The sequence below is a fragment of the Micromonospora sp. IBSANI012 genome, assembly GCF_052814045.1.
In genome coordinates, this window is the sequence record NZ_CP199933.1 from 6,093,277 (window position 1) to 6,119,672 (window position 26,396).

The window sequence follows — 26,396 nt, forward strand, 5'->3', positions numbered from 1 at the left end:
GGGATCGAAATCGGTGATTGTCGCACCACGCGCGGGACCCATAGAGGAACGGATCACGGGTTCGTGCGACGGCGCCGCTGCCGGGCGTGCGGTGGGAAAGAGCACCGGAGGGTGGAGAGACCCTGAAGCCGGTTGGCCGCTAGGCGGCCGGAGACAGCCCCGCCGTCAGATGACGGAGCGACACAGGCAGGTGGCCACGCGGCACAGGTCGACCGCGCGCCGTTTGGTGAGGTGCGTCCCCATGAGCAGGGAGCCTAGCAGCCGTCTCCGAGAGCGCCACCGGTCCGACCAGCATGCGGGACACGACGACGGCCCGACCGGGCGGCCGGGCCGTCGTTCGGTTGCCCGGTCAGCGGGCCGAGTTGATCGGTACGTTCGCCGCGTCGGCGGTCACCACCAGCCCCTCCGGCCTGGGCTCGACCTTGCGGACGTTGAGCTGGAACGGCAGCTCGGGCAGGGGCACGTCGATCGAGATGCCCTTGGCGTAGTTGCTCAGCAGCGTCCGGGCCAGCGGCACCGCCGGCAGCCCCTCGGCGGTCAGGTCGTTGAAGCGCAGCGCGACCTTGTTGCCCTCGGCCACGGTCACGTCGGCGGTGCCGGTGACGGTGAGCTTCTGCCCGAGGATGTCCACCGGGGCGGTCACGGCGAGCTTGCCGTTCTGCTCGCCGAGCTTCAGACCGGGGCGGTCCAGCAGGGCGGCCAGGCTGTCGTAGGTGACGGTGCCGGTGCCGTCGACCTTCTCGGCGACCACGTCGCCGCTGCCGGAGCGGAGGGTGTCCAGCGAGGCCCGCACGTTCCGGGCGTCCACGTCCAACCGGGGCACGCTCACCGCGTTGCCCTCGACCGAACCTCGCACGTCGGTCAGCACGATGGAGATCCGCTCGTAGCGGCCGTCGAGCACCTGGGTCAGGAACGGGAAGCCGCCGACGTCGACCTTGGGCGGGGCGGACTGGGCGTCCTGCTTGGCGACCTCCTGCTTCACCTGGTCGGCGATGGCGCGCTCGGCCACCCCGGCCGCCACCCGGTCGGCCACGACCAGCAGCCCGACCAGGAGCAGCAAAAGGACGACCAGCGTGACCAGCACCTTGCGCCCCCGCCGCCGGGGACGCTCCTCGTACGCGGGGTACGCCTCTGCCACGCCGCCTCCTCGTCCGTCGCCGTCGCTGTCCCGCGACGTCCGTGTCCACCGCGCCACCGGTGCGGCGCACCGTTGGTACCCGAGCGGCGTGACGCTCAACCGTAGGTCAGAGGAAGAGCACGCACATGGCGTACGCGGCCGGCGCGGCGAGCGCGAACCCGCCCAGCGGACCCTGCATGTGCCGGGCGATCCACAGCGTCGGCGGCTCGCCGGCCATCAGGCGGCCCGCCTCGGCGTACCCGACGGCGAGGTCGGCCAGCACGGCGGTGGCGGCGGTGACCAGGCCGATCAGCGCGGCGCTGGTCGGGGTGAAGCCGACCAGGTAGCTGCCGAGCACCGCGCTGGTCAGGGTGCCGATCATCGCCCCGGCCACCACGCCGGCCGCGCCCCGTGGCACCTGCGGAGCGAGCCGGGGCCAGGGCAGCACGGCGTCGGTGAGCCGGGCGACGGTGAGCGCGACGCCGGTGGCGGCCAGACAGACGGTGATCGCCTGGGTGCCGGCCGGAATCCGGCTGAGCGTGATCAGGGTGGCGAACGCGACCACCCCGACCACGATGAGCAGGGTGGTGCCGAGCGAGTCGGTGACCCGGATCCGGTCCACCCGGCGGACGAGCTGACCCAGCACGCCGAGCAGGAAGCCGCCCGCCGCGACGTAGCCGAGCGGCGCGAGGCCGGCGATGTCCGACTGCACCGCGGCGACGTCCGCCGCGCCGGCGACGGCGGCGCTGACCACCGCGACCAGCAGCAGGGCGGGCGGGCGCATGGCCATCGTCCAGGCGAGGACGAAGAGCAGCTGCACGCCGAAGACGATGAAGGCGAAGGGCAGCCGGTGCCCCGGCCCGGCGGTCTGGGCGCCGAGCACCAGGCCCACCCCGAGCAGCGCGGCGAAGCCCGCGACGGTCAGCGAGAGCGGCTTGCGCACGTCGACCGGCTCGACGACCTCCGCCTCCGGCTCCGCCGCCTCGTCGTCGGGCCGGCGGGGCGCGCCGCCCTTGCGGGCCCGGCGCGGCCCGCGCTCCCGCCGCGGCTCACCGTCGTCGGTCGGCCCGGTACGCGGACCGGGCGGGAGGCCACGGGCGGGGCCGACCTGCCCCGAACGGGCGTCGTCGGGCCACGGGTCACGGCCGGTCTCGGGCGAGCTGGAGGGAAACACGCCCCGATCGTGCCAGACCAGGTGGCTCCGGCGGAGGTCACGGTTTCGGCAACGTTAAAACCTGCGGCGCGATCATGGGCAGATCCGACAAACAGGAAAGGACGAGCTGGGCTCACCTGGGCCATCAGTTACGCTCAAGCCGTTACCCGCCCGTCAGCGACGCCGGGACCCACGCTGTTTCGCAGCGCCACGCCCTCCGGGCTGCCGCTGGTCGCGCGCGGCTTCGCCGCCGCCGGACGGAGGTGATCGTGTGGAGATCCTGTTGCTGGTGACCGCGCGCGCAGGTGAACCATCGGCAGTGCTGCCGGCGCTCGACCTGCTGCCGCACTCGGTCCGCACCGCGCCCCGCGACGTCCGCACCCTGGTCGCCGGTCCGAGCCCGGACGCGGTGCTGGTGGACGCGCGGTCCGAGCTCAGCGAGGCGCGGGCGACCTGCCGGATGCTGCACGCCACCGGCCTCGGCGTGCCGCTGGTGGCGGTGGTGACCGAGGCGGGGCTGATCGCGTTGAACGCCGACTGGGGCGTGGACGACGTCATCCTGGCCAGCGCCGGCCCGGCCGAGGTGGAGGCCCGGTTGCGCCTCGCGGTCGGCCGGCTCAGCAACGCCACCGCCGGCGCCGGCGGCTCGATCCGGGCCGGCGAGCTGACCATCGACCCGGACACCTACGCGGCCAAGCTCAAGGGCCGGCCACTCGACCTCACCTACAAGGAGTTCGAGCTGCTGAAGTTCCTGGCCCAGCACCCGGGCCGGGTCTTCACCCGGGACCAGCTGCTCCGCGAGGTCTGGGGGTACGACTACTTCGGCGGCACCCGGACGGTGGACGTGCACGTCCGGCGGCTGCGGGCCAAGCTCGGCTCGGAGTACGAGTCGATGATCGGCACGGTCCGCCAGGTGGGCTACAAGTTCGTGGTTCCGCCGTCGCGGTCCCTGCCGGAGGCGGAGCACGCCCCGCGGCCGGTCCGGGCGGAGCACGCCTGATCACCGGTCGGTACGATCGGGCCGCATCGCCCATTTGAGCCGCGACCGTCGCGGTTCCACCCGTCCGGAGCACTGTTTCCGATCCGCCCCTTTTGCCCTTCTTGCCGGTCCTATTCTCAGGGCGAGTTGGCGGCGAGAGGGGCGGCGGTGTGGGCACTGACCACGGGGGCGACGAGGGGACCGGCCCACGGTCCACACCGGCGGTGGCAGTGATGGGCCCCCGGAGCACCGGCCGCGCCGTGGGCATCGTCGTCCTCGTGCTGGCCGCCCTGCTCGGCTCCGCGTACGCGCTCGGCCGGAGCCTGATCCCCGACCAGCCCCGATCCCGAGCCGGCGTCACGGCCAGCATCCACGACACCGAGTACGGCGACCAGTCGCCCGGGTCCGGCATCCCCACGGACGCCCCGTCGGGCCGCGCCGAGGCCGGCCAGGAGCCCGACGCCCGTCACCCGACCGAGAACCCGGACGACGGCCTGTTCGGCAGCCGGGTGACCACCGGCTCCTCCGAGGTGGCGCTCACCTTCGACGACGGGCCGGACCCGGCGTACACCCCGCAGGTGCTGGAGATCCTCCGCGAGTTCCACGTCCGGGCCACCTTCTGCGTGGTCGGCGAGAACGCGCAGGCTCACCCGGACCTGATCCAGGCGATCGCGGCCGACGGGCACACCCTGTGCAACCACTCCTGGCAGCACGACGTGCAGCTGGGCCAGCGCTCTCCCGCCACGATCCGCGCCGACCTGCTGCGGACCAACCAGGCGATCCACGACGCCGTGCCCGACGCCCCCATCGCCTGGTACCGGCAGCCCGGCGGCGCCTGGACGTACCCGGTCGTGTCGGTCGCCAAGGCGCTGGGGATGATTTCGCTGCACTGGAACGTGGACCCGGCGGACTGGGAGACGCCCGGCGCCGCCCGGATCGCCACCCAGGTCACCCAGGGCGTCGGGCCCGGCTCGATCGTGCTGCTGCACGACGCCGGCGGGGACCGGCAGGGGACGGTCGACGCGCTGCGTCACATCCTGCCCGACCTGACCAGCCGCTTCCGCCTGGAGGCACTGCCGGTCGACGGCACCACCTGAGCCCCCGCGCCGATGGGGCTACGGTGACGGGGTGAGCAGCGCGGAACCGACGACCGACCGGGTGGCCCGGGCCGACCGACTCGCCCCGGCCGAGGTGGCCGAGGCCCTGGCGCTGGCCCGCCTCGCCGGCGACGCCGACGGCGCGGACCCGTTCGACGAGCACACGCTGCTGCGGCTGCGGGACCCGGAAGCGCCGGCCGTGCACCTGACCGCCCGCGCCATCGACGGCACCCTGACCGGGTACGCCCACGTGGACACCTCCGACCCGGCGGCCGGCGTCGGCGCGGAGCTGGCGGTCCATCCGGCGTACCGGCGGCGGGGCACCGGCCGGGCGCTGGCCCGGGGCGTGCTGGCGGCGGCGTCCGGGCCGGTGCGGGCCTGGGCACACGGGGACCACCCCTCCGCCGCGGCGCTCGCCGTCGACCTGGGTTTCACCCGCGCCCGGGTGCTCTGGCAACTGCGCCGCTCGCTGGCCGCCGCGTTGCCCGCGCCCCGGCTGCCGGACGGCGTCGGGCTGCGCGCCTTCCGCCCCGGCGCGGACGACGAGGCCTGGCTCGCCCTGAACACCCGCGCCTTCGCCGCGCACCCTGAGCAGGGCCGGTGGACCCCGGCCGACCTGCGCGCCCGGCTGGCCGAACCGTGGTTCGACCCGGCCGGTTTCCTGCTCGCCGCCGAGGAGGCCAGCGGTCGACTGCTCGGCTTCCACTGGACCAAGGTGCACGAACGTCCCGGCTCGGCCCGGATCGGCGAGGTCTACGTGCTCGGGGTGGACCCGGCGGCGCACGGCGGTGGGCTCGGCCGGGCGCTGACCACCGCCGGCCTGGCCCACCTGCGGGACGCGCGCGGGCTGGACCGGGTGATGCTCTACGTCGACGAGTCGAACACCAGCGCGGTGGCGCTCTACGAGCGGATCGGTTTCGCCCGCTGGTGCGGGCACGTCAACTACCAGCTGGGCTGAGCCGGCGTGCGCGGCGGTCGGGTGGCAGCCGGCCTCGGCGCGCTGCTCCTGGTCGCCGGGTGCGGTGACCCAGCCCGGTCCGATGGCGGGCCGGTGCCCGCCCGGCTGTGCGTACCCGGCACGCTCGACGCCCAGGGCTCGTCCGCCCAGCGCAACGCGATGGACCTGTGGCGCAACGACTACCAGCGCTCCTGCCCCGGCGCCACGGTCAACTACGACCCGTCCGGCTCGGGGACGGGCATCCGGGCCTTCCTCGGCGGCACGGTCGACCTGGTGGGGACGGACTCCCCGCTGAAGGCGATGGAGCAGGCCCAGGCGGACGCGCGCTGCTCGGGTGGCCGGGCGGTGAGCGTGCCGATGGTCGTCGGGCCGGTCGCGGTGGCGTACCGCCTGGGCGGCGTGCCCGAGCTGCGGCTGAGCCCGGCCACGCTGGCGAAGGTCTTCGGTGGCGCGATCCGGCGCTGGGACGATCCGGCGATCCAGGCGGACAACCCGGGTGTCGCGCTGCCGCCCACCCGGGTCCGCGCCGTGCACCGGCAGGACTCCTCCGGCACCACGGAGACCTTCACCAGCTACCTCACCGCGAGCGCCGGGCCGGACTGGCCCTTCGGCTCCGAGCGGGACTGGCGGGCGCCGGACGGCACCGGCGCGGCCGGCTCGGAGCGGGTCGCGAGCGCGGTCCACCACACCGAGGGGGCGATCGGCTACCTGGAACTCTCGTACGCCCGGCCGCGGGGGCTGGCGGTCGCCGCGGTACGCACCGGCGCGGACCGGTTCGTTCTACCGTCCGGCGAGGCGGCGGTACGCAGCGTCCAGGTGCCGCCCAGCGGCCTGGCGGTGCGGGTGGACCCCACCCCGACGGACCCGGCCGCGTACCCGATCGTGCTGATCACCTCGGAGGTCGTCTGCGACCGGGGGCGTTCCGCCGACAAGACGGCTCTGGTGAAGGGCTTCCTCGGCTACGCCGCCAGCGAGGACGGGCAGCGGTCGATCGCCCGGCAGGGCTACGCGGCGCTGCCGGAGGAGCTGCGGATCCGGGTGCGGGCGGCCGTCGACGGCCTCGGCTGAGGGCTCCCGGGCGGTCACTGCGCGGTAACGGCAGCGCATCGGCGGGATAACAGCCGTCCCGGCAAGTCGGATAAATGGCGATAGCAGGCCGGCAGTTCACCTATCGGACAACCGGCCCTCAGCCCATGGCCACCCCGTCGGCCGCGCTTGTTCATCTTCCGTTCACTTCTGACCGGCGAACCGTCTACCTGGCACTTCTAGCTTTCGTGTCAGCCGGTCAGCGCCGGCGCCCGGGCCCCTTCCGGGCGACCTGACAAAAGACGTGAAGGGAAACCCCTCAGGTGAAGCTCCAGCGGCACGGCATCATCGCCTGCCTCGCTCTTACCGCGGTGCTCGGTCTCAGTGCATGCGGCTCGGACAACAACGAGCCGGCCGGCACGTCCGCCTCGGGTTCCGCCAGTGCGGCTGACTGCGCCAAGGGCACGCTGAACGCGCAGGGCTCCTCCGCGCAGAAGAACGCCATGGCCGAGTGGATCAAGGCGTACCAGCAGAAGTGCGGCGGTACGACGATCAACTACGAGCCGACCGGCTCGGGCGCCGGCATCCAGGCCTTCATCGCCGGCACCGCCGACTTCGCCGGCTCCGACTCCGCCCTGAAGGAGGAGGAGAAGCCGCAGGCCGACGCCAAGTGCGCGGGCGGCCAGGCGCTCAACCTCCCGATGGTGATCGGCCCGGTCGCGGTCGTCTACAACGTCGACGGCGTGGACAACCTCCAGCTCAGCCCGACCACGCTCGCGAAGGTCTTCGCCGGCAAGGTCACCAAGTGGGATGACGCGGCCATCAAGGCCGACAACCCGACCGCGAAGCTGCCGGCCGCCGCGATCCAGACGGTGCACCGCTCCGACGAGTCGGGCACCACGGACAACTTCACCAAGTACCTGTCCAAGACCGCCGAGTCGGACTGGACCTTCGGCAACGCCAAGGCGTGGAAGGCCCCGGGCGGCGTCGGCGCGGCCAAGTCCGACGGTGTGGCCAGCAAGGTCAAGAGCACCGTGGGCACGATCAGCTACGTCGAGTGGTCCTACGCCGAGAACTCGGGCCTCAAGAAGGCCAAGATCCAGAACGGCGCCGGCGAGTTCACCGAGCTGACCGCCGACTCGGCCGGCAAGACCATCGCCGGGGCCAAGATCGCGGGCCAGGGCGACGACCTCAAGATGTCGATCGACTACAACACCAAGGAGGCCGGGGCCTACCCGATCGTCCTGGTGACCTACGAGATCGTCTGCAACAAGGGCCTCGCGGCCGACAAGCTTCCGCTGGTCAAGGGCCTGCTCGGCCACGCCGCCAGCGCGGAGGGCCAGGCCGACCTGGTCGAGCTGGGCTACGCCCCGCTGCCCGACTCGGTCCGCACCAAGGTCGAGGCCGCGGTCAAGAACCTCGGCTGATCTACCCCGAGCGACACCACCTCTCAATTCGAAGCGAGCGAGCAGATGGGTGAAACCCCTCACCGCTCGGCACACGCCGGCACCGGCGGGACGCGCGTGACCTCAGGTCACGACCGGCTCGCCGGTGCCTCGGCGCGTGTGGCCGAGACCTCCGTCAGTGGCGGCCGGATTCCGGACGGCGACGGGCTGGGCGGCGGCGGCGCGCTGCCCCGGGCCCGGGCCTTCGGTGCCGAACGGGCGTTCCGCGGCCTGACCCTGGCCGCCGGAACCGCCGTGCTGGTCATCATCGCGGCCATCGCGATCTTCCTGATCGCCAAGGCCGTTCCCGCGTTGCAGGCCAACACCGAGAACTTCTGGACCTTCGAGGGCTGGTTCCCCAACGAGAACCCGCCCACGTTCGGCATCGGCGCGCTCGCCTTCGGCACCGTGCTCACCGCGCTGCTGGCACTGCTCATGGCGGTGCCGGTGGCGCTGGGCATCGCCCTCTACCTCTCCCACTACGCCCCGCGCCGGCTGGGCAACGGTCTCGGGTTCCTGATCGACCTGCTGGCCGCCGTGCCGAGTGTGGTCTTCGGGCTCTGGGGCCGGGACTACCTCGTCGGGCCCATCTCGGACCTGTCGGCCTGGCTGAACAAGTACTTCAGCTGGATCCCGATCTTCGGCGGCGACGGACCGTTCGGGAACTCGATCCTGCTCGGGTCGGTGGTGCTGGCGATCATGGTGCTGCCGATCATCACCTCGCTCTCCCGGGAGGTCTTCCTCCAGACCCCGACCGCCAACGAGGAGGCCGCCCTCGCGCTGGGCGCCACCCGCTGGGAGATGCTGCGCACCGCGGTGCTGCCGTACGGGCGGCCCGGCATCATCGCCGCCGTCATGCTCGGCCTCGGCCGGGCGCTCGGCGAGACCATCGCGCTGGCGCTGACCCTCGGCTCCACCTACGCCATCTCGTTCAACATCCTCGAGAGCGGCGGCAACACCATCGCGGCGAACATCGCGAACCGGTTCGCCGAGGCGAACGACACCGGCCGGGGCGCGCTGATCGCCTCCGGTCTGGTCCTCTTCGCCATCACCCTGATCGTCAACATCACCGCCCGGGCGATCATCTACCGCCGCCGCGAGTTCACGGAGTCGGCCGCATGACCACCACCCTCACCTCACACCGTCCCCGCCCGCCGGCGCAGCCGGTGACCCTGCGGGCCCGGCGCCTGCCCGCGTACGCCGCCCCCGCCATCGCGGTGACGGCCCTGCTGCTCGCCGCCGGGATCGTCTACGGCGCCGGCATCGGCGGCCCGGTCCTGGTCGTCGTCGTCGGCGCGCTGCTCTACCTGGCCGGCCTCTTCGCCGCCGCCAACGCGGTCGAGGGCCGCCGGTCGGCCCGCAACCGCACGTGGAGCGCGCTGATCCACTCCGCCTTCGTGCTGGCCGTGCTGCCCCTGGCCTCGGTGGTCTGGACTCTGTTCAGCAAGGGCACGGAACGCCTCGACGGCAACTTCTTCGGCACCTCGATGAACAACATCGGGGCCCGGGATCCCAACGGTGGCGCCTACCACGCCATCGTCGGCACGCTGGAGCAGGTCGGCATCGCCACCCTGATCACCGTCCCGCTCGGGGTGCTCTGCGCGATCTACGTGGTCGAGTACGGGCGGGGCCGGTTCGCCTTCGCGATCCGGTTCTTCGTCGACGTGATGACCGGCATCCCGTCGATCGTCACCGGCCTCTTCGTGCTGGCGTTCTGGGTGCTGATCGTCTCGCCGTGGTTCAACGACGGCCGGCCCGGCTTCTCCGGTTTCGCCGCCGCGCTGGCACTCAGCGTGCTGATGCTGCCGACCGTGGTCCGCTCCACCGAGGAGATGCTGCGTCTCGTCCCGGCGCCGCTGCGCGAGGGCGCGTACGCCCTCGGCGTACCGAAGTGGAAGACCATCCTGCGGGTCGTGGTGCCGACGGCGCTGCCGGGCATCGTCACCGGCATCATGCTCGCCATCGCGCGGGCCGCCGGCGAGACCGCCCCGGTGCTGCTCGTCGCCGGCGGCGGCGCGGCGATCAACCTCAACCCGTTCGAGAACAACCAGTCGTCGCTGGCCCTCTTCGTCTACCAGCAGGCCGGCGAGGCCTCGAAGTACTCGCCGGCGCGGGCGTGGACCGCGGCGTTGACCCTGGTCGCCCTCGTACTCGTCCTCACCATCGCGGCGAAGTTGCTGGCCCGTCGCAACCGGCTCGCCCGATGATCCCCGGAGGTACCGCCACCATGGCCAAGCGCATCGACGCCCACAACGTCACCGCCTACTACGGCGGCTTCAAGGCGATCGAGAACATCAACCTGACCGTCGAGCCCAAGACGGTGACCGCCCTGATCGGCCCGTCCGGCTGCGGCAAGTCCACCTTCCTGCGCTCGATCAACCGGATGCACGAGGTGCTCCCCGGGGCCCGGGTCGAGGGCAGCCTGACCATCGACGGTCAGGACATCTACGACCGCGACGTCGACGTCACCGCGGTGCGTCGCATGATCGGCATGGTCTTCCAGCGGCCGAACCCGTTCCCGACCATGAGCATCTTCGAGAACGTGGTGGCCGGGCTGCGCCTCAACGGCGTCCGCCGGAAGTCGATCCTGGACGAGGCCGCCGAGAAGGCGCTGCGCTCGGCCAACCTCTGGGACGAGGTGAAGGACCGGCTGGGCAAGCCGGGCGCCGGCCTCTCCGGCGGTCAGCAGCAGCGGCTCTGCATCGCCCGCACGATCGCGGTCGAGCCGCAGGTGGTGCTGATGGACGAGCCCTGCTCGGCGCTGGACCCGATCTCCACGCTGGCCATCGAGGACCTGATGTTCCAGCTCAAGGACAAGTTCACCATCATCATCGTCACGCACAACATGCAGCAGGCCGCCCGGGTGTCGGACCGGACCGCCTTCTTCTCGATCGAGAAGACCGGCGACCCGGGCCGGCTGATCGAGTACGACAACACGCAGAAGATCTTCAGCAACCCGAGCGTGAAGAAGACCGAGGATTACATCACCGGCCGCTTCGGCTGAGCCGCGGGATCCCGGTCCGCGAGGGGCGTCGGTCGCACTGACCGGCGCCCCTCGGCGTGTTCGCGGCCGTCGGCGACCGGCGGTGCCGGAGGGGGCGGGGTCAGCTCAGCACGAAGCGGGGTTCGCCGTCGTCGGGGAGGTCCAGGCGCGGGGTGACCGGGGTGGCGGCGTCCCGGCCGGCCGCCGCCCGCGCCACGCCGGCCAGGTCGCCGGCGGCGACCACCTGGGCCAGGGTGACCAGCGTCGGCGGCAGCATGGTCAGCTCGCCGGCCTCGGCCCGGGCCAGGGCGTCCGCCGGGCGGATCCACATGGTGTGGTCGGCCTCGCCGGAGACGTCCCGGGTCCGCTGCCCCTCGGGCAGCAGCGCCACGAAGAAGTACGTGTCGAAGCGGCGCGGCTCGAACTCCGGGGTGATCCACCGGCTCCACGGCAGCAGCAGGTCCGACCGGAGGGTCAGCCGCCGCCCGGCGAGCAGGTCGGCGAAGCCCACCCGGCGGGCCTCCAGGTCCTGCCGGGCGGCCTCCCACTCGTCGCCGCTGACGTCGCCCACCACGGTCGCGGCGTCCGGGCCGGCCAGCAGCACGCCGGCCTCCTCGAAGACCTCCCGCGCGGCGGCGCAGACCACCGCCTGGGCGGCCGCCGGGGCCACCCCCAGCCGGCCGGCCCACTCCGCCGGCTCCGGGCCGGCCCAGTCCAGGTGCGCCTGGGAGTCGGAGCGGTCCACCCCGCCGCCGGGGAAGGCGTACATCCCGCCGAAGGCCATCGCGGCGACCCGGCGGATGACGTACACCTCGAAGTCGTCGCCGGCCGGGCGCAGCAGCAGCACGGTGGCCGCGACCCGCGGCACCGCCGGGGTGCCGCCCTCGGCGCGGAACCGGCGGGCGTGCTCGACCAGGGCGGCCGGGGCGGCGAAGCCGTCACTGTCGATCGTCATCCCGCGAGCCTAGGGCCTGTGTCAAAGCCCTGGCCGGCCTACGGCGGACCCAGACGACGACCGGCCGCGTTGGAGATCCGTCCGGGTACAACACCGGTATCCGGACGGATCTCCGCCTTGCCGGATCGCCGCTTGGACTCCGCCTCGGCTCGACCGAGGACTTTGACACAGGCCCTGTTCCCGAGCTGCGGATCGCCCGACCGGCCGGTCGTCGATCTTCGTTAGCCTGCCGGCATGACACGTTGGGGAATCCTGGCCACCGGGTACATCGCCGGCCGCTTCGCCGAGGACCTGCGCCTGGTGCCGGGGGCCGAACTGGTCGCGGTCGGGTCGCGGGCCGCCGCGAGCGCCGAGCGGTTCGCCGCCCGGCACGGCATCCCCCGGGCGTACGCCTCGTGGGCCGAGCTGGCCGCCGACCCGGACCTCGACGTGATCTACGTGGCCACCCCGCACGCCGCCCACCACGAGGCGACCCGGGTCTGCCTGGACGCCGGCCGGGCGGTGCTGGTGGAGAAGCCGTTCACCCTCGACCTGCCGAGCAGCACCGAGCTGATCGAGTCCGCCCGCGCCCGTGGGGTCTTCCTGATGGAGGCCATGTGGATGCGGACGAACCCGCTCATCCTGCGGGTGGTCGAGCTGCTCGCCGACGGGGCGATCGGCGAAGTGACCAGCGTCCGGGCCGACTTCGGCGCGGCCGGGCCGTTCCCGCCCGAGCACCGGATGCGGGCCCGCACCCTCGGCGGCGGCGCCCTGCTCGACCTCGGCGTCTACCCGGTGAGCCTGGCCCACCTGCTGCTCGGCGTGCCGCAGCACGTGCACGCCTGGGCGAAGCTCGGCCCGGAGGGCGTGGACGAGAACACCGGCATCGTCCTCGGGTACGACTCGGGCGCCGTCGCCACGCTCGGCTGCGGCATGGTCGGCGCGACCGCGATCACCGCCTCGATCACCGGCACCACCGGCCGGATCGACCTGCCCGAGCCGTTCTACCGGCCGGGGTCGGCGGTGCTGCACCGGGCCGACGCCGAGCCGGAGATCATCCCCGCCGATCTCACCGGAAGCGGCTACCAGCACGAGGCCGCCGAGGTGCAGCGCTGCCTGGCGGCGGGGCTGACCGAGAGCCCGCTGGTGCCGCACTCCGCCACCCTTGAGGTGATGGGGCTGCTGGACGGCATCCGGGAGCGGATCGGCGTCCACTACGCGTGAGGGGCCCCCTGCCGGTGGCGGGAAGCCCCTCGACGAGCGGTACGGCCGGGATCAGAACAGCGGCCGGACCACCAGGTAGGTCAGGCAGGCGATCAGCGCGGCCGCCGGGAACGTGATGATCCAGGCGAGCACGATGTTGCCCGCGACGTTCCAGCGCACCGCGGAGAGCCGCTTGGTGGCACCCACACCCATGATCGCCGAGGTGATCGTGTGGGTGGTGGAGATCGGGGCCTTCAGCACCAGGGCGTTGAAGTAGAGCACCGCGCTGGCCACCGTCTCGGCGGCGAAGCCCTCCGGCGGACCCAGGTCGATGATCTTGCGGCCGAGGGTGCGGATGATCCGCCAGCCGCCCGCGTAGGTGCCCAGCGCCAGCATGGTCGCCGAGGTCCAGAACACCCAGCCCGGAATGTGCGTCTTGCTCTCCTGGAAACCGCCGGTGTAGAGCGCCAGCACCACGATGCCCATGGTCTTGGCGGCGTCCTGCATGCCGTGGCCGATCGACATGGCCGCCGCGGAGGCGGTCTGCGCCCAGCGGAAGCCCCGGTTGAGCTTGCCCGGCTGGCCCTTACGGAACAGCCAGAGGATGGCCAGCATCAGCAGGTAGCCGAGGGTCAGACCGACGATTGGCGACAGGATCATCGGAAGGATGACCTTCTGACCGATGTTCGCCCACTGCACCACACCGCCGGTGGCGAGCAGGGTCGCCCCGACCAGGCCACCGAAGAGGGCGTGCGAGGAGGACGACGGCAGTCCGAAGTACCAGGTGATCAGGTTCCACGCGATGGCGCCGAGCACCCCGGCGAAGACCACCCCCAGGCTGGCCACGCCGGTGGGCAGGGTGACCAGGCCGTCGCCGACGGTCTTGGCCACGCCCGCGCCGAAGTGCGCGCCGACGAAGTTGCCGACCGCGGCCAGCAGCAGGGCGATCCGGGGTGTCAGCGCCCGGGTGGAGACGCTGGTCGCGATCGCGTTGGCGGCGTCGTGGAAGCCGTTGGTGTAGTCGAACGCCAGGGCCACCACGATCACCGCCAGCACGGCGATGAGTTCGGGACTCACAGGATCAGGACTCCTTGACCGCGATGGTCTCGACGGTGTTGGCCACGTGCTCGAAGGCGTCGCAGGCGGCCTCCAGCTCGTCGGCGACCTCCTTCATCTTCAGCACCGTGAGCGCGTCGTACTCACCGGAGAAGAGCCGGACCAGCAGCATCCGGTACACCTGGTCGCCGTTGTTCTCGAGCCGGTTGCACTCGATCCAGTAGTCCTCGAGATCCTTCATCGACTTCAGCCGGGGCATCGCCTCGGCGGTCAGCTTGGCCTGCTGGTCGAGCACGTTCACCATCTCGTGCATCTCACGAGGCAGCGAGGGGAGCTTGGTCAGGCCGTACAGGTAGAGCAGGTTGCCCACCGCCTCCAGGTGGTCCATCACGTCGTCGAGCAGCGAGCCCAGACGGTAGATGTCCTCCCGGTCGAAGGGGGTGATGAAGGTGGAGTTGATCTTCTTGTAGAGCTCGTGGGTGATCTGGTCGCTGTCGTGCTCGACCTCGGTCAGCCGCTCGCTCACCGACTGCACCTCGACCCCGGGCAGGGCCAGCTCGTTCAGCAGCTCGGTGCCCTTCACCAGGTTCTGCGCGGCCCTGGTGAAGAGCTCGTAGAAGGCGCCCTCGGTGGGACGGAAGGAAAACTTCACAGCACGGACCTCGTCGTGTCGGTGGAAGGGTGGCCGACGCCGCCGGGGCGTCTGCTCTGGGCATGCTAAGGACAAGGGAAAACCGGGCATTCCCCGGCCCACCCCTGGTCAGGCCCGATTCACCGCTCGTTCACCCGCCGTTCACCTTCACCCCTTCATCGTCGGCCCGCAACCGCTCGCGCTCCCGCCCGACGTCGAAACCGGCAGGCGGATACCCCAGATGCAGACCGGCGAACGTCTCCCGCAGCAGGTGGGCCACCGCCCAGTCCCGGTACCACTTGCGGTCAGCGGGCACCACGAACCAGGGCGCGGCCTCCGTGCCGCACCGCTGGAGCGCCTCGGCGTACGCGGCCTGGTAGTCGTCCCAGCGGGCCCGGGACTCGAGGTCCGACGGGTTGTACTTCCAGTGCTTGCGCGGGTCGGTCAGCCGCTCCAGCAGCCGCTTGCCCTGCTCCTCGCGGGAGATGTGCAGCATCACCTTGACCAGGGTCACCCCGGCGTCGACCAGCTCGTGCTCGAATGCGTTGATCTCGTCGTACCGGGCCCGCCAGGTGGCCTCCGGGACCAGCTCCGCCACCCGGGCCACCAGCACGTCCTCGTAGTGTGAGCGGTTGAACACGCCCACGTACCCGGGCGGGGGCAGCGCCCGCCGGATCCGCCAGAGGAAGTCGTGCCGCAGCTCCTCCTCGGTGGGCGGGCCGAACGAGCGGATGTGCAGGCCCAGCGGGTTCATCGCGCCCGCGACCCGCTTGACCGTGTCGTCCTTGCCACCGCAGTCCATCGCCTGGAGCACCAGCAGCACCCGGCCCGGCCGGTCCGGGGCCAGCTCGGCGCCGCCCGTGGTGGGCGCCGACGCGGGCGCGTCCGGCTCACCGGCGGCCTTCGCGGTGGCGAAGAGCATCTCCTGCTGTTCGCCCAGCTCCGCGCCGAGCAGTTCGACCTGCTCCCGGGCCCAGGCCTTGCGGGCCCGGCCACCGCCGGCCGCCGCCGGCAGCCCGGGGGTCGAGCGGGGATCGACCGTACGCGGGTCGACCGCCCCCGGTGAGACCCGGAGCAGGTCTCGCATCTTTCCACCCTCGGGTGCCACGATGTCCGATCCATCGACTGCGCTCATCCCGCGATCATCGCCCACCTCGCCCCCCGCCGCCTCCCGAGCACCACCCACCCCTCCCCTCCACCGCCCCGCCCCCAACCCGCCCAAGATCCGCGCACTTTCGGAGAAGGAGTGGCCTCGAGGCGCTGCGAGACCCCGCTTTCTCGGAAAGTGCGCCTTGGTGGACGGGGTTCGCGGGAGTACGTGTCACGTTTTGGGGCGGTGGGGCGTCCGGTGGGCGGGGAGAATGCCGTCGGGTGGGGAGGCGACTGTGACGGTGGACGCGGTGAGCGAGTTCGAGGCCGAGCGCGGGCGGCTGATGGCGGTGGCGTACCGGATGCTGGGCAGCCGGAGCGAGGCCGAGGACGCCGTGCAGGAGACCTGGCTGCGCTACGCCACTGCCCTCGGCGACCCGGCCGCCCGCGCCGAGGTGCGGCACCTGGGCGGCTGGCTCACCACCACCTGCGCCCGGATCTGCCTCGACCTGCTCCGCTCCGCCCGGGTACGCCGGGAGACGTACCCGGGGCAGTGGCTGCCCGAGCCGCTGGTGACCCCGCTCGGCGCGGCCCCGGAGCCGGACGGCTTCGCCCCCGACCCGGCCGAGCGGGCCGTCCGCCGCGACCAGCTCGGCACCGCCCTGCTGGTGGTGCTGGAACGGCTCACCCCCGAGCAGCGGGTGGCCTTCGTGCTGCACGACGTCTTCGCGGTGCCGTTCGGTCAGATCGCCGAGGCGCTCGGCACCAGCCCGGAGGCGGCCCGGCAGCTCGCCTCCCGGGCCCGCCGCGCGGTCAACACCCCGGACGCGCCCCGGCACACCGCCGACCTGGCCGAGCAGCGGCAGGTGGTGTCCGCCTTCGTGGCCGCCACCGAGTCCGGCGACCTGGCGGGGCTGATGCGGGTGCTGGCGCCGGACGTGGTGCTGATCGGCGACGGCGGCGGGCACGCCGCGGCCGCCCGCAACCCGATCGCCGGGGCCGACAAGGTCGCCCGGTTCACCCTCGGCCTCTTCAGCCAGGCCGCCCGCTTCGGCCACCGGGTACGCACCCGGCCCGTGCTGGTGGACGGGGCGCTCGGGTTGCAGATCGAGACCACCCGGCCCGACGGGCGGATGCAGCGGCTGGTCACCGCGTTCGCCGTGGACGGCGGGCGGATCACCGGCATCTTCAACCAGCTCAACCCGGACAAGCTGACCCGGGTGGCGGAGATCGGCGCCGGGGACGGCTGGCCGCAGCGCCGGTGAGCCCGGCTCAGAGCACCAGCGCCAGCCACTTCCGGTACGACGTGGCGAACGGCTCGGTGCCGTCGCCCAGCGCGCCGAGCAGCCAGCGCGACGCCGCCTCCGCCTGCGCCACCAGGTCGTCGGGGTAGCCGAACCGCTCCCGGTGCTCGGCGAACTCGTCCTCGTCGCGCAGCTCGACCGCCCCGGTGGCGCGCCGGCGCACCACGTCCAGGTCGAGGTCGAACAGGTGCACGGTGTCGTCGCCCTCCCAGCGGGCCGGGGTGGTGATGTCGCAGTAGACCTCGCTGGTCCGCGGCGGCGGGTTGAACATGCCCGTCCACCAGGCGTGGTGCGGCACCAGGAGCACGAAGGGGATCTGCTCCACCGAGGGCCGGCCGTGGTAGACCGACTCGGTGCCGGCCGGCACACCCAGCCAGACCCCCAGGTCGTCCTCGGTGAGCCTGCGGGCCGGGTAGTCGCGGTGGGCGCTGCCGTCGTATTTGCGGTAGATCACGCGGACCACGTCGCTCGGCATGAGTCGCACCCTAACCGATTCCGCCCAACGGTCGCTGCGCGGAAGTAACCGGTCACGATCGGGTATCCCACGCGGCCGGGCGGCGCGCCCGGTGTCGGCGTCGGCGGGTACCGTCGCACGGTGACTCCGCCGCGCACCGCCACCGGTTCCGCCACCCCGTCGGCCCGCGGCCGGCGTCGGGGCGCCCGGCCCAGCGGCGGCGAGCTGCTGGCCGCCGCGGTCGGCGCGGTGCCCGGTGGCGCGGCCCGCCCCGGCCAGCAGCAGATGACCGAGGCGATCGAGCACAGCATCGGCTCCGGCGAGCACCTGCTGGTGCAGGCGGGCACCGGCACCGGCAAGTCGCTGGCCTACCTCGCCCCCGCGCTGACCGTCGACGGCCCGGTGGTGGTCTCCACCGCCACCCTGGCGTTGCAATCCCAGCTGGTCGACCACGACCTGCCCCGGCTGGCCGACGCGGTGGAGCCGCTGCTCGGCCGGCGGCCCACCTTCGCGGTGCTCAAGGGCCGGCACCACTACCTCTGCCTGGCCCGGCTGGACAACTCCACCGAGGAGGAGCCGGAGGACACCCTCTTCGACGCTCCGGCGGCGCGGCCCGGGGGCGGCACCAAGTGGCTCGGCGAGGCCGGGCGGCTGGGCAAGCAGGTCCAGCGGCTGCGCGACTGGGCCGACGAGACGGCCACCGGTGACCGGGACGAGCTGGACCCGGGCGTCGACGACCAGGCCTGGCGGCTGGTCTCCATGCCGGCGCGGGAGTGCGTCGGCGCATCCCGCTGCCCGTTCGGCCAGGAGTGCTTCGCCGAGGCGTCCCGGGCCCGGGCGCGCGAGGCCGACATCGTCGTCACCAACCACAGCCTGCTCGCCGTCGACATGATCGCCGGCCGGCACATCGTGCCGCCGCACAAGCTGCTCATCGTCGACGAGGCGCACGAGCTGGCCGACCGGGTCTCCTCGGCCGCCCAGGCCGAGCTGGTCCCGGAGCTGGTCGACCGGTCCGCCCGGCGGGCCCGGCCGCTGCTACGACCGGACGTCGCCGAGCGGCTGACCGAGGCCGGCGACGCGCTCGCCGTCGGGCTGGCGGAGGCGCCGGCCGGGCGGATCACCGCCGGGCTGCCGGCCCCGCTGCGCGAGGCGTGCACGCTGCTCGACGCGGCGACCCGGGCCGCGCTGGACGCGATCGGCGACATCAAGGCCGACGACCCGGACCCGGTGCGCAAGCAGCAGGCCAAGGCGGTGCTGGACGAGCTCTCCACCACCGCCCAGCGGCTGCTCGAGGAGGCCGACCACGACGTGGCCTGGGTGGAGAAGCCGGAGAACGGCAGCCGCCGGGCGCTGGTGGTCGCGCCGCTGTCCGTCGCCGGCACCCTCGCCACCCACCTGTACGACGAGCGCACCGTCGTCGCCACCTCGGCCACGCTGGCGCTGGGCGGGCGCTTCGACACGGTGGCCCGGGCGTTGGGGCTGGACGCTCCCCCGCCCGCCCCGCCGTCGCCGGCCGCCGCCGCGCTGGCCGTGACCGCCGCCGCCGGCCGGCCGGGCGTCACGCCGGGCGCCGGACCGGAGGCCGGCGGGGTGGCGGTCGCCGCGGGCAGCCGGGCCGCGACCGGCACCGTGCCCGCCACGGAGGGCCCGGGCTGGCGGTCGCTGGACGTCGGCTCCCCGTTCGACTACGCCCGGCAGGGCATCCTCTACGTCGCCGCGCACCTGCCCCGCCCGAGCGTGTCGGGGCTGCCCGAGGCGGCGGGCGAGGAGCTGCTGGGGCTGGTCGGCGCGCTCGGTGGCCGTACCCTCGGGCTCTTCTCCTCCCGGCGGGCGGCGCAGCAGGCCGCGGAGCTGCTGCGCGCGCGGACGGACCTGCCGGTGCTGCTCCAGGGCGAGGAGGCGCTGCCGCTGCTGGTCCGCCGGTTCCGGGAGGAGCGGTCGAGCTGCCTGTTCGGGGTGATGTCGCTCTGGCAGGGGGTGGACGTCCCCGGCGACGCCTGCCAGCTCGTGGTGATCGACCGGCTGCCCTTCCCGCGCCCGGACGAGCCGCTGGCCGCCGCCCGGGCGGCGGCGGTGGACGCCGGTGGCGGCTCCGGTTTCGCGGCGGTCAGCGTGCCGATCGCGGCCGTCCGGCTGGCCCAGGGGGTGGGCCGGCTGATCCGGGCCACCGGCGACCGGGGTGTGGTCGCGGTGCTCGACTCGCGGCTGGAGACGGCGCGCGGCTACGGCCCGTTCCTGCGCCGCTCGCTCCCCCCGTTCTGGTACACCACCCGCCCCGACGTGGCCCGCGGCGCCCTCGAACGCCTCGCCAAGGCCTGACCCCTCTTCCGCCCGCGCCGTCCGGGCACGGCCGCTTGTGCGGGCGGGGTCGCAACACGCCGCAAACGGCGGCGTCGCCCGCCCGGGAAGCCGCAACACGCCGCAAACGGCGGCATCGCCAGGCGCGGAAGCCGCAACACGCCGCGAACGGCGGTGCGGGCGGCGCGGAGGCGCGGCCTGAGACGCGCGACGGGCCCGCCCCCGGAAGGGACGGGCCCGTTTGAGGGTCTGCACGGTCAGGGCGCGTGGGAGGCGACCACCACCGCGTCCGGCGGGGTGTCCGGAACGGTACGCGCGGCCAGGCGGCGGACGGCGGTGTTGAGCACCGCGATCAGCGGCACCGCCACCAGCGCGCCGGTGATGCCGGCCAGCACCACGCCGGCCGCGATCCCGATGATCACCGCGAGCGGGTGGATGGCCACCGCCCGGCCCATGATCAGCGGCTGGAGGATGTGCCCCTCGACCTGCTGCACCCCGATCACCGCACCCAGAATGATCAACGCGGTCACCGGGCCGCTGTCGACCAGTGCCACCAGCACCGCCACGATGCCGGAGAGCGCGGCGCCGACGATCGGGATGAACGCGCCCAGGAAGACCAGCGCGGCCAGCGGGAACGCGAACGGCACATCGAAGATGACCAGGAAGATCCCGATGCCGACCGCGTCGATGAAGGCGACCAGCACCGTGGCCCGCACGTACGCGCCGAGCGTGGCCCAGGAGGCCCGGCCGGCGTCGTCGACCTTCCAGCGCGCGGCCACCGGCAGCAGCCGGACCAGGAACCGCCAGATGTTGTTGCCGTCACGCAGGAAGAAGAAGGTGGCGAAGAGCACCAGGACGGTGCCGGTGAGCACCTCGGCCAGCGTGCTCGCGGTGGAGATCGCGCCGCTGGTGAACTTCTCGGTGTTGCCGTTCACCCAGGCCTGCGCCTCGTCGATGTACCGCTCCAACTGGCCGTCGGAGAGGTGCAGCGGGCCGGTCTTGAGCCAGTTCTGGATCTGCCGTACGCCCTGCGACGACTTCTCGCTCAGCTCCGGCACGCCCTGGATGAACTCGTTCACCACCAGGGTCAGCGTGCCGACCACCGCCGCCAGGCCGCCGACCAGCACCACGGCCGTCGCCAGCGACCGGGGGAAGCGCGCCCTGAGCAGCCAGCCGACGGCCGGCGCGAGCAGCGCGGAGAGCAGCAGCGCCACCGCCAGCGGGATGATCACGATGCTGATCGTGCCGACGATCTTCAGCACCGCCCAGGTGACCACGCCGATCACGATCAGCCGCCAGGACCAGGCGGCGGCGATCCGCAGCGCGTGCGGCACGTCCGCGTCGTCGCGGCTGCTGGTCGAGGTGTGCATCGCGGCAGGCGGCTCCGCGCCGACCACCGTCGCCGACCTCGGCGCGGCCGGCCCCGGGGACGCCGGCGAGGCGACCCGGGCCTCCTCGGGTACGTCGTCGGGGGCGGAACGATTGGAGCGCACCGACTCCCGCCCGGACTCGTACGCGCGGCGGAGCCGACCGCGTACCCGCTCGAAGCGGCTCAAGCGCACCTCCTCAGGATGAAACCGGGCCGCCCAGCACGACGGTCCGGACAGGGTACGTCCGACAGCGACACCGTAGGGCAGTTCCGCCACACATTGCCCCCGCCCAGCACCGCTCAACCACGGCGACGACCGCCCCCGGGCACGCGGTAGCGTCTTCGCGTGACCGCCGATCAGGACCTCGACTCCGGCCTGCCGATCCGACTGCTGCACGACCGCGTGCTGGTGCGGGTGGAGGGCAGCGAGGGTGAGCGCCGCTCCACCGCCGGCATCGTGATCCCGGCCACCGCCGCCGTGGGCAAGCGGCTGGCCTGGGCGACCGCGGTGGGGGTCGGGCCCAACGTCCGCGCGATCGTCTCCGGCGACCGGGTGCTCTTCGACCCCGACGACCGCTCGGAGGTCGAGCTGCACGGCCGGGGGTACGTCCTGCTGCGCGAGCGCGACGTGCACGCCGTCGCCGCCGAGCGGGTGGAGATCGAGTCCACCGGCAACACCGGCCTCTACCTCTAGCCGATCACCTGTAGACGGCACCGGCGTGCCGTTGTTTCACCCTCGACCACTGGCCGCGCCGTTTGGGCTTCCTGTCGAGGGGAAGCCAGGCCCCAATCAGGGGCCCTGGGGAGGGACGATGCCGGAATTAGTGAGGAAGCTTTTGTTCTGGGGCTTCATCGCGTTCCTGATCTTCTTCATGGCGTTTCGGCCGGACGGGGCGGCGCAGATGTTCAAGGGAATCGGCGCGGGTCTGATGGCGATCTTCCAGGGCCTCGGTGACTTCATGACCAGCCTGATGACCTGACCACCGGGCCGCCGGCTCCCCACCGGCGGCGCGTGGCGCGGGTCAGGGCTGCCCGGGCGGCCAGGGCGCGGCCGTGCGCGGGCCGTACCAGCCGGCCGGGCCGTGGCCGACCGGGAGCGGCGGCGGGGCCAGCACCACCGGGATCGGCACCACCGGGGAGTCCGGGGCGTCCACCGCCCGCTGCGACCCGTCCGGGAAGCGCAGGTGGTAGCGCTGCCCGTCCCAGACCCCGACCGGCGCCTGCGGGTCGCGCCCGACGAAGAACGCCCGGTACGCGGCGATCGCCTCCAGCAGTTCCCGCTCCTCCCGGACGGTGCGTTCCCGGTCGGCCGCCTTGCGGTCCAGCCCCCGGCGCATCCCGTCGCGCAGCAGCGCCAGCCGGGTGGCCGCGAACTGGTAGCCGCGCATCGCCCGCAGTCCGGCGTCGCCGCCGACCCGGCGGGCCCAGACCCGGGCGGCGTGCCGCCGGCCGAGGCTGCCCAGGGCCGCCACCTCGGGCGGGCTGAGCCAGCCGGCCCGGACGTAGTCCGGCAGCGTCCGCTCGGTGAGCCGCCCCTCCCAGGCCCGCAGCCAGACCGCGAAGCCGACCATGCCGAAGAAGATCGGCACCATCAGCGCGACCATGCCGTACATGAAGATCACCAGCTCGCCGGTGGCCTGCACCAGCGTCGGGATCAGGTTCCAGGTGCCGTGCAGCATCATCGCCAGCAGCAGGCCGGCGGCCGGTGCGAGCACCCGTACCCGGCGGTCCGCCGTCCGGGCGGCGATGCCCAGCCCGACCCCGGTCATCGAGGTGAACAGCGGGTGGGCGAAACCGAAGAGCAGGATCCGGGTGATGAAGATGGCGAACACCTGCCGGAAGCCGGTGGCCGGGCCCCACTGGTCGGCGCCCGTGGCGTAGCCGTAGCCGCCCAGGTAGAGGATGTTCTCCACCATGGCGAAGCCGACCGCCGAGAGCCCGCAGTAGACCAGGCCGTCGGTGATGCCGGACCACTCCCGCCGCCGGAAGACCAGCAGCAGGATCGGGCCGAGCGCCTTGGTCAGCTCCTCGATGAACGGCGCCACCAGCACGCCGGTGAGCGCCTGCGGCAGCCCCCAGTCCTTGAACAGCCCGGCCGCGGCCTCGTTGACCGTCAGCGAGGCGGCGGTGGAGACGAACGCGCCCCAGGCGAAGCAGAAGATCAGGTACTTCAGCGGCTCCGGCTCGTACCGGTCGAGCCAGAGGAAGCAGGCGACCAGCACCGGCACCGGCAGGATCGCCGCCACCAGGCCGATGAGCAGTGCCTCCAGCCCGAGGTTGGAGCCGAGCACGAAGAGCATGTAGACCGCGCAGGCCGCGATCAGCAGCACCACCCCGGCCAGCGCCAGGACCCGCCGCCAGCCGAGCCGGCGCAGCGGCATCCGGGGCAGGGTTCCACCCGACGGCGGGAGGGCCGGCGCGAGCGGCGGCGGCGCGGGCGAGCCGGGCGGGGTGTCGGCCATGCGGTCAGCGTAGTCATCTCCGGCCCACTGGTCCGGGCGCATCGGTGGTGGTTATGCTGCGGTCAGGTCACGAGCGCCAGCGTCAAGCCCCGGCTTGCTGGCCGGCAACCCTCGTCGAGGTTCGCGGTGGGGTGCCCCGGGTGATGACCGGGCCCGGCCCGATTCGTGTGCTGGGCAAGCGCGGACCCCGTCCCGGTGTGCCCACACCTGGGGTCCCTGGACCCCGGAGGCCCACATGACCCTCACCCTCGTACCGCCCGCCCCGGCCACCGTCACGCCGGCGTCGACCGGGCCGGATCCGCTCGGCGTGCTCGGCGTACCCGGGCAGATCAACCTGGACCACGCCGCCAGCGCACCCTGCGCGCGGGCCGCGGCCGACGCGGTGGCCGAGCTTCTGCCCTGGTACGCCAGTGTGCACCGCGGCGCCGGGGCGCTGTCGCGGCGCTGCACCCTGGCCTACGAGCGGGCCAGGCAGACGGTCGGCGACTTCTTCGGCGCCCGGCCCGACGACCACGTGGTGTTCACCCGCAACACCACCGACGCGCTCAACCTGCTGGCCAGGGCGCTGCCCCCGGGCACCACGGTGGTCACCTTCGCCGGGGAGCACCACGCCAACCTGCTGCCCTGGCCGCGCGGCTCGGTACGCCTGCCGGTGCCGGAGAGTCCCGCCGGGGCGGTCCGGGCGCTGGACGCCGCGCTGGCCGAGCTGCGCCGGGGCGCCACGTCCGGGCTGCCGGTGCTGGTCGCGGTGACCGGGGCGAGCAACGTGACCGGCGAACGCTGGCCGGTGGCCGAGCTGGCCCGGGTGGCCCGCCGGCACGCCGCCCGGATCGTGGTGGACGCCGCCCAGCTCGCCCCGCACGCGCCGGTGGACGTCGCCGCGCTGGACGTGGACTACCTGGCCGTCTCCGGGCACAAGCTGTACGCCCCGTTCGGCGCGGGGATCCTGCTCGGTCGGGCGGACTGGCTGGACGCCGCCCCGCCGTACCTGGCCGGGGGCGGCGCCACCAGCCACGTCGGCGCGGGCACCCACGAGGTGCGCTGGACGACCGGCCCGGCCCGGCACGAGGGCGGTACGCCCAACCTGCTCGGCGCGGTCGCCCTGGCCGCCGTCTGCGCGGCGCTGGCCGGGGCGGACCGGGCGGCGCTGCACGCCCACGAGCAGCGGCTGGTGGACCGCCTACGCGACGGGCTCGCCACGCTGCCGGACGCCGTCGAGCTGCGCACCTTCTCCCCCGACGCGCCCCGGGTGGGCATCGTGTCGTTCGTGCTGGCCGGCCGGGACTCCGCCGAGGTGGCCGCGTACCTGGCCCGGGAGCACGACATCGGGGTGCGCGACGGGCTGTTCTGCGCGCACCCGCTGGCCCGGCGGCTGCTCGCCGAGGCGGCGGCGCGCGCCGGGCGGGACGACCTGCCGCCGACCGCGCTGCGGGCCAGCCTCGGGCTGGGCAGCACCGGGGCGGACGTGGACCGGCTGCTGGCTGCGCTCGCCGCCCTGGGCTGAGCGCGGGTGCGCGGGCGCTGATCCGCCGGCCCTCAGGCGGGTGCCGGTGCGGGCGGGGTTCAGCCGATCGGCGGGGCGGTGGGGGGCTTCGGGGTGCCCTGCCGCTCCGCCGGCTCGCCGGCCGGCTTCTCCTGGTCGCCGAAGGAATTCCGGACCAGCCGGTTCGCCTCCTCCTGGTCGAGGCCGGAGGCGACCAGCAGGTCGCTGGCGGTGGTACGCACCTGGGCGACCACCACGCTGCCGGAGAAGCCGACGCCCGCCGCGTAGGCCCGGCCGGCCTCGCTGACCGCGCGCAACGAACGTTCCCGGGCCTTCTCCGGTTCCTCACCGACGGCGAACTCGTGCCGGAGCAGGCGCACCACCTCGGCGAGATGGGCCACCGCGTCCGGCAGCGGATCCGGCACCGGCTCCTCGTCCTCGATCATCGTGACGGCGCGCCGGATCAGGGTGCCGCTGTTGCGCATGGCCCGGTCGATCGGGTCGGCGGCCTCCGCGTAGTGGGTCAGCTCGCTGCGCCGGTGCCACCGGGCCGGTGAGAGGGTGCTGGTCTCCTTCGCGCCCTCGATCGCCTCGGTGAAGGTGGCCAGTTCCTCCTTGTTCTCGCGGAGCCGTTCCAGAGCCCGCTGGGCACTGCCGCGGTCCCGGTTGCGCAGCGCCTCGGCGGTGACGTCGAGCTGGCCGGCGAGCAGGTCCAGCGCCGGCCGGGCGGCCCTGTTGATCACGCGTAGCGGGTTGAGCGGCAGCAGGATCGCCGTCACCAGCAGCGCGATGCCGCCCCCGATGAACGCGTCGACGAAGCGGGGTATCTCCAGGTCCTGGGTGGAGGGGCTGAGTGTGACGATCAGCACCGCGGTCGCCGCGGCCTGGATGACGATGGCGACGCTGGCGCCGAAGAAGATGGTCAGCAGGATCGCCGAGGTCACCACCAGGCCGAGCTGCCATCCACCGGTACCGAGGAAGTAGATCAGGACGTCGCCGAGGAACACCCCGACCGCGACCCCGATGATCAGCTCCACCGTGCGGCGCAGCCGCTGGCCGACCGAGGCGGCCAGGGTGCCGACCGCCGAGATCGGCGCGAACACCGGCTGCGGGTTGCCCAGGAACTCGTGGGAGACGACCCAGGCCAGCGCGGCGGCGAGCCCCGCCTGGACGGCGAGGACCAGGGCCATCCGGACCCGGTGCAACCGGTCGTGCAGGGTCGCGCGGCTGCGGTGGCGCAGCTCCTCCACCGCGTCCGCGATGCGCACCGAGTCGACGTCGGATTCACCGTCGCGCCGGCCGAGCCGACGCCACAGCGGTAGTCGTCGGTCCCGGGCCACGGCCATGGCCGGGAC

24 protein-coding genes, 2 pseudogenes and 1 riboswitch are annotated in these 26,396 nt (G+C 73.5%); of the genes and pseudogenes, 15 read left to right on the top strand and 11 right to left on the bottom strand.

From position 1 onward, the window contains the following. Nucleotides 1-165: 165 nt before the first annotated feature. From ACTWM8_RS28230 to ACTWM8_RS28240, 3 genes are all read right to left on the bottom strand, one after another. The gene (locus tag ACTWM8_RS28230; RefSeq protein WP_323135737.1) at nt 166-243 is read right to left on the bottom strand and encodes an Ms5788A family Cys-rich leader peptide; all 78 of its coding nucleotides are present in this window, start codon (nt 241-243) and stop codon (nt 166-168) included. A gap of 106 nt (nt 244-349) precedes the next feature. Next, nucleotides 350-1,138: an LmeA family phospholipid-binding protein gene (locus ACTWM8_RS28235; RefSeq protein WP_280839473.1), complete on the bottom strand. Its 789-nt coding sequence runs from the start codon at nt 1,136-1,138 to the stop codon at nt 350-352. A 106-nt stretch (nt 1,139-1,244) separates the two neighbouring features. After that, nucleotides 1,245-2,291: a hypothetical protein gene (locus tag ACTWM8_RS28240; RefSeq protein ID WP_446211586.1), complete on the bottom strand. Its 1,047-nt coding sequence runs from the start codon at nt 2,289-2,291 to the stop codon at nt 1,245-1,247. Between the two features lie 250 nt (nt 2,292-2,541). Between ACTWM8_RS28240 and ACTWM8_RS28245 the strand changes: the two genes are divergently transcribed. The 8 genes from ACTWM8_RS28245 to pstB all read left to right on the top strand — a co-directional run bounded on the left by ACTWM8_RS28245 (nt 2,542) and on the right by pstB (nt 10,779). Continuing rightward, on the top strand, nt 2,542-3,270 hold the full coding sequence (locus ACTWM8_RS28245; protein ID WP_377605674.1) for a winged helix-turn-helix transcriptional regulator: 729 nt from the start codon (nt 2,542-2,544) through the stop codon (nt 3,268-3,270). Between the two features lie 212 nt (nt 3,271-3,482). Then, entirely contained in the window at nt 3,483-4,346 is an 864-nt protein-coding gene (locus ACTWM8_RS28250; RefSeq protein ID WP_446211587.1) for a polysaccharide deacetylase family protein, read from the top strand. A 31-nt stretch (nt 4,347-4,377) separates the two neighbouring features. Further along, nucleotides 4,378-5,304, top strand: a complete 927-nt coding sequence (gene mshD / locus ACTWM8_RS28255; RefSeq protein WP_446211588.1) for a mycothiol synthase — start codon at nt 4,378-4,380, stop codon at nt 5,302-5,304. Between the two features lie 6 nt (nt 5,305-5,310). Next, nucleotides 5,311-6,372, top strand: coding sequence for a phosphate ABC transporter substrate-binding protein PstS (gene pstS, locus ACTWM8_RS28260; RefSeq protein WP_446211589.1), 1,062 nt, complete (start codon nt 5,311-5,313; stop codon nt 6,370-6,372). Nucleotides 6,373-6,653: 281 nt separating this feature from the next. Further along, the gene (gene pstS / locus ACTWM8_RS28265; protein WP_446211590.1) at nt 6,654-7,757 is read left to right on the top strand and encodes a phosphate ABC transporter substrate-binding protein PstS; all 1,104 of its coding nucleotides are present in this window, start codon (nt 6,654-6,656) and stop codon (nt 7,755-7,757) included. 45 nt (nt 7,758-7,802) lie between these two features. Then, nucleotides 7,803-8,897: a phosphate ABC transporter permease subunit PstC gene (pstC, locus tag ACTWM8_RS28270; RefSeq protein WP_377605664.1), complete on the top strand. Its 1,095-nt coding sequence runs from the start codon at nt 7,803-7,805 to the stop codon at nt 8,895-8,897. Continuing rightward, on the top strand, nt 8,894-9,982 hold the full coding sequence (pstA, locus tag ACTWM8_RS28275; RefSeq protein WP_446211591.1) for a phosphate ABC transporter permease PstA: 1,089 nt from the start codon (nt 8,894-8,896) through the stop codon (nt 9,980-9,982). Before pstC ends, pstA begins: the two co-directional genes overlap by 4 nt. A gap of 20 nt (nt 9,983-10,002) precedes the next feature. Then, entirely contained in the window at nt 10,003-10,779 is a 777-nt protein-coding gene (gene pstB, locus ACTWM8_RS28280) for a phosphate ABC transporter ATP-binding protein PstB (RefSeq protein ID WP_446211592.1), read from the top strand. 100 nt (nt 10,780-10,879) lie between these two features. Here the strand turns inward: pstB and ACTWM8_RS28285 are convergent, their stop codons facing one another. Next, nucleotides 10,880-11,713 carry an NUDIX hydrolase gene (locus tag ACTWM8_RS28285; RefSeq protein ID WP_446211593.1) on the bottom strand — a complete coding sequence of 278 codons (834 nt, stop codon included), beginning with the start codon at nt 11,711-11,713 and terminating at the stop codon, nt 10,880-10,882. Between the two features lie 234 nt (nt 11,714-11,947). On the opposite strand from ACTWM8_RS28285, the gene ACTWM8_RS28290 reads away from it, so the two are divergent. Next, on the top strand, nt 11,948-12,916 hold the full coding sequence (locus tag ACTWM8_RS28290; RefSeq protein ID WP_446211594.1) for a Gfo/Idh/MocA family protein: 969 nt from the start codon (nt 11,948-11,950) through the stop codon (nt 12,914-12,916). A gap of 51 nt (nt 12,917-12,967) precedes the next feature. Here the strand turns inward: ACTWM8_RS28290 and ACTWM8_RS28295 are convergent, their stop codons facing one another. The 3 genes from ACTWM8_RS28295 to ACTWM8_RS28305 form a co-directional block, all read right to left on the bottom strand. Next, entirely contained in the window at nt 12,968-13,972 is a 1,005-nt protein-coding gene (locus ACTWM8_RS28295) for an anion permease (protein WP_446211595.1), read from the bottom strand. 4 nt (nt 13,973-13,976) lie between these two features. Beyond that, nucleotides 13,977-14,603 (bottom strand): DUF47 domain-containing protein, encoded by a 627-nt coding sequence (locus ACTWM8_RS28300; RefSeq protein WP_446211596.1) that lies wholly within the window; start codon nt 14,601-14,603, stop codon nt 13,977-13,979. Between the two features lie 130 nt (nt 14,604-14,733). Then, entirely contained in the window at nt 14,734-15,669 is a 936-nt protein-coding gene (locus tag ACTWM8_RS28305; RefSeq protein ID WP_446211597.1) for a PPK2 family polyphosphate kinase, read from the bottom strand. A 274-nt stretch (nt 15,670-15,943) separates the two neighbouring features. Here ACTWM8_RS28305 and sigJ point away from each other — a divergent pair, with 274 nt between their 5' ends. Beyond that, nucleotides 15,944-16,936, top strand: coding sequence for an RNA polymerase sigma factor SigJ (gene sigJ / locus ACTWM8_RS28310; RefSeq protein WP_446211598.1), 993 nt, complete (start codon nt 15,944-15,946; stop codon nt 16,934-16,936). A 7-nt stretch (nt 16,937-16,943) separates the two neighbouring features. Here the strand turns inward: sigJ and ACTWM8_RS28315 are convergent, their stop codons facing one another. After that, on the bottom strand, nt 16,944-17,450 hold the full coding sequence (locus ACTWM8_RS28315; RefSeq protein ID WP_377605646.1) for a DUF402 domain-containing protein: 507 nt from the start codon (nt 17,448-17,450) through the stop codon (nt 16,944-16,946). A gap of 120 nt (nt 17,451-17,570) precedes the next feature. On the opposite strand from ACTWM8_RS28315, the pseudogene ACTWM8_RS28320 reads away from it, so the two are divergent. Both ACTWM8_RS28320 and ACTWM8_RS28325 read left to right on the top strand, forming a co-directional pair. Further along, nucleotides 17,571-18,929 (top strand): annotated as a pseudogene (locus ACTWM8_RS28320) (ATP-dependent DNA helicase); the annotation flags it as partial. A gap of 132 nt (nt 18,930-19,061) precedes the next feature. Continuing rightward, nucleotides 19,062-19,748, top strand: a pseudogene (locus tag ACTWM8_RS28325) (ATP-dependent DNA helicase); the annotation flags it as partial. A 236-nt stretch (nt 19,749-19,984) separates the two neighbouring features. On the opposite strand, the gene ACTWM8_RS28330 reads toward ACTWM8_RS28325, so the two are convergent. Beyond that, complete coding sequence (locus tag ACTWM8_RS28330; RefSeq protein WP_446211599.1) at nt 19,985-21,283, bottom strand: AI-2E family transporter; 1,299 nt, start codon at nt 21,281-21,283, stop codon at nt 19,985-19,987. A 159-nt stretch (nt 21,284-21,442) separates the two neighbouring features. Here ACTWM8_RS28330 and ACTWM8_RS28335 point away from each other — a divergent pair, with 159 nt between their 5' ends. Both ACTWM8_RS28335 and ACTWM8_RS28340 read left to right on the top strand, forming a co-directional pair. Continuing rightward, a complete protein-coding gene (locus tag ACTWM8_RS28335) occupies nt 21,443-21,790 on the top strand; it encodes a GroES family chaperonin (protein WP_446211600.1) in 348 nt (115 codons plus the stop codon). 130 nt (nt 21,791-21,920) lie between these two features. Then, nucleotides 21,921-22,076 carry a hypothetical protein gene (locus tag ACTWM8_RS28340; protein ID WP_179800955.1) on the top strand — a complete coding sequence of 52 codons (156 nt, stop codon included), beginning with the start codon at nt 21,921-21,923 and terminating at the stop codon, nt 22,074-22,076. Nucleotides 22,077-22,118: 42 nt separating this feature from the next. Here the strand turns inward: ACTWM8_RS28340 and ACTWM8_RS28345 are convergent, their stop codons facing one another. Next, nucleotides 22,119-23,600: a PrsW family intramembrane metalloprotease gene (locus ACTWM8_RS28345; protein ID WP_446211601.1), complete on the bottom strand. Its 1,482-nt coding sequence runs from the start codon at nt 23,598-23,600 to the stop codon at nt 22,119-22,121. Between the two features lie 23 nt (nt 23,601-23,623). After that, nucleotides 23,624-23,745, top strand: a riboswitch (SAM riboswitch). Between the two features lie 48 nt (nt 23,746-23,793). Between ACTWM8_RS28345 and ACTWM8_RS28350 the strand changes: the two genes are divergently transcribed. Beyond that, the gene (locus tag ACTWM8_RS28350) at nt 23,794-25,062 is read left to right on the top strand and encodes an aminotransferase class V-fold PLP-dependent enzyme (protein ID WP_446211602.1); all 1,269 of its coding nucleotides are present in this window, start codon (nt 23,794-23,796) and stop codon (nt 25,060-25,062) included. A 59-nt stretch (nt 25,063-25,121) separates the two neighbouring features. Here the strand turns inward: ACTWM8_RS28350 and ACTWM8_RS28355 are convergent, their stop codons facing one another. Beyond that, a complete protein-coding gene (locus ACTWM8_RS28355; RefSeq protein ID WP_446214705.1) occupies nt 25,122-26,381 on the bottom strand; it encodes an FUSC family protein in 1,260 nt (419 codons plus the stop codon). Between the last annotated feature and the right edge of the window lie 15 nt (nt 26,382-26,396).

Coding starts and splice junctions, on each gene's coding strand:
- pstA (WP_446211591.1), top strand. CDS start 8,894: ATGACCACCACCCTCACCTCACACCGTCCCCGCCCGCCGGCGCAGCCG.
- ACTWM8_RS28305 (WP_446211597.1), bottom strand. CDS start 15,669: ATGCGAGACCTGCTCCGGGTCTCACCGGGGGCGGTCGACCCGCGTACG.
- ACTWM8_RS28290 (WP_446211594.1), top strand. CDS start 11,948: ATGACACGTTGGGGAATCCTGGCCACCGGGTACATCGCCGGCCGCTTC.
- ACTWM8_RS28350 (WP_446211602.1), top strand. CDS start 23,794: ATGACCCTCACCCTCGTACCGCCCGCCCCGGCCACCGTCACGCCGGCG.
- ACTWM8_RS28230 (WP_323135737.1), bottom strand. CDS start 243: ATGGGGACGCACCTCACCAAACGGCGCGCGGTCGACCTGTGCCGCGTG.
- ACTWM8_RS28315 (WP_377605646.1), bottom strand. CDS start 17,450: ATGCCGAGCGACGTGGTCCGCGTGATCTACCGCAAATACGACGGCAGC.
- ACTWM8_RS28285 (WP_446211593.1), bottom strand. CDS start 11,713: ATGACGATCGACAGTGACGGCTTCGCCGCCCCGGCCGCCCTGGTCGAG.
- ACTWM8_RS28250 (WP_446211587.1), top strand. CDS start 3,483: ATGGGCCCCCGGAGCACCGGCCGCGCCGTGGGCATCGTCGTCCTCGTG.
- sigJ (WP_446211598.1), top strand. CDS start 15,944: ATGCCGTCGGGTGGGGAGGCGACTGTGACGGTGGACGCGGTGAGCGAG.
- pstB (WP_446211592.1), top strand. CDS start 10,003: ATGGCCAAGCGCATCGACGCCCACAACGTCACCGCCTACTACGGCGGC.
- ACTWM8_RS28345 (WP_446211601.1), bottom strand. CDS start 23,600: ATGCGCCCGGACCAGTGGGCCGGAGATGACTACGCTGACCGCATGGCC.
- pstC (WP_377605664.1), top strand. CDS start 7,803: ATGGGTGAAACCCCTCACCGCTCGGCACACGCCGGCACCGGCGGGACG.